This is a genomic window from Halobacillus sp. BBL2006 (genome assembly GCF_000786645.1).
In the GTDB taxonomy this organism is placed as follows: Bacteria; Bacillota; Bacilli; order Bacillales; family Halobacillaceae; genus Halobacillus.
Map to the genome: position 1 here is coordinate 1 of NZ_JRNX01000524.1, position 1,884 is coordinate 1,884.

Annotated in this window: 3 protein-coding genes; 2 read left to right on the plus strand and 1 reads right to left on the minus strand. The window is 38.9% G+C overall.

Annotated features, from left to right (window positions below):
• A partial coding sequence (locus LD39_RS15155) for an STAS domain-containing protein (protein ID WP_035549010.1) occupies window positions 1-769 on the plus strand: 769 nt, incomplete at its 5' end.
• 281 nt (window positions 770-1,050) lie between these two features.
• Here the strand turns inward: LD39_RS15155 and LD39_RS21830 are convergent.
• Entirely contained in the window at window positions 1,051-1,443 is a 393-nt protein-coding gene (locus tag LD39_RS21830) for a nucleotidyltransferase domain-containing protein (protein WP_052158894.1), read from the minus strand.
• Between the two features lie 80 nt (window positions 1,444-1,523).
• Here LD39_RS21830 and LD39_RS15165 point away from each other — a divergent pair.
• On the plus strand, window positions 1,524-1,884 hold a 361-nt coding region (locus LD39_RS15165), incomplete at its 3' end, for a nuclease-related domain-containing protein (RefSeq protein ID WP_035549013.1).

The following is a 1,884-nucleotide window of genomic DNA, read 5'->3' on the forward strand; positions in this document are numbered from 1 at the left end:
GTGGTATGAGTCTCTCGATAAAACTGGCACTGGCGTATATGCATCAAAGGATCCTCAAGTCATTCGAACCCTAAAAGCACAAAACTTAGATTTCCATCAGCATTTATGTAGAGTGTTTGTTACGGAAAAAGGTCAATTTTTCGAAGAATTTGATGAATGGATCATGAACATCGCCAGTGACCCTGGACATCTAAATACACCTACACACCTAATCATGAGGGAGTTTGTACGCGTAAGAAACCAATACATGCTTTTCATAGAAGAATATATTCAGACAAGGGCAATGCCTGTCCCTCAAGAAAAAATAGATCTTTGGAAAAATGCCATCATTGAGTCTTTTGATATCGTCATGACGCGTGTTGTCGAAGAAAAGCACAATCAACTTAATGTTCGTATCGACGATCAGGAGAAAATGATCAATGAACTGAGTTCACCTGTCATTGATTTATCCGATGGAAAAGCCCTGCTTCCTCTAGTCGGTGAAATTGATACAGCGCGAGCTACAGCCATTTTAGAAAGTACATTAGCCAAATGTACAGAAAAGAAAACCGCTCATCTATATATCGATTTATCCGGTGTGTACCTTGTCGATACAATGGTAGCTCACCAGATCTTCCAGTTGATCAATGGATTAAAACTGATTGGAGTATCTACGACCCTCTCAGGCATCCGGCCCGAGATTGCCCAAACAGCCGTGCAATTAGGGATCGACTTTGAGAACATTTCGATAACGCCAACGCTTTCTAAAGCTTTCTCTCTTTCCTATTGACCAAAACCCTCTGACCATTCAGAGGGTTTTCCTTTTAAGACTCTTTAAGCATCCTCTTAAGAAAAGGAATCGTATAATCAAGCTTAGGAAGACTTTCTTCCATCCATTCCAATTCCTCTTTTAGGATAGTCACAATGTCTTTCACAGCTTTATGATGATTGTCAGTAGAAGTCTGATTATAAATTTCTTTTATCCTGTCAGATATTTCTGGTGGAAGAGACTGATGAATTGTCTTTAATCCAAGCTGAGCCCTCTCAGGCCTATTTTTTTGTAGTAACACTTTAGCAAGAGACAAGAAGATCATTTAAAACTTTGACCGCCCAAATATCATTTCCGCGATCGGCAGCTTTTTTATATTGCAAGAGGAAAAAAGCTACGTCGTCTACCGCGTCTATATACTCCTGCTCACTAAGCCGCAGTTGCTGCCTGTCTTTGAATTTTTCCATATGATTCTCAGGATCATAAAATATAATTTCCCGATAAACTTCCACATGTTTCTTCCGGTCTTTTAAGAAAGATTCCAAATGTTTTTCTTCTACAAGACAATAGAGATCGATATCAGAATACTCGTCATTTTCATCTCTGCCCATCGATCCCTTAAGAAAAACTGACTTGACTCGGTTATCTCTTTTAAGACTCTCTGTAATTCTGTGAGCTGCCTTTCTTTGTCTCACCTGTCGCTCCTCCTTTTAAAGATAAACATTACAACATGGTATAATAGATAGGAAAAATTTTCAATAAGGAGTGTGGAAATTTGAATAATATCCCCCGTCAGAAAACCTCAGAGTTGCTCCAGCTTGAAACCCTCTTGCAACGCCTTTCTGCAAAGCACCCAATGTATGAGCAGGTACATGAACAATTACTAAGATTAACAGCTGGCCATTTCGGTGAGACTGCTATGGATTTTTACTTAATGTATTTGCCGAAAGGATACCATGTTGTTCAAGACGTACGCCTTTTTGACGGAATCCAGCACTTCCAAATCGATGCTTTAATTATAACTCAGAAGTTTCTCTTAATTTTAGAAGTGAAAAATTTTAAAGGTAAGCTTATTTTCTATTTCGAACATCAACAGCTCTTTCGCCTGGCCAATGGTGTGAAAGATATATTTCCTG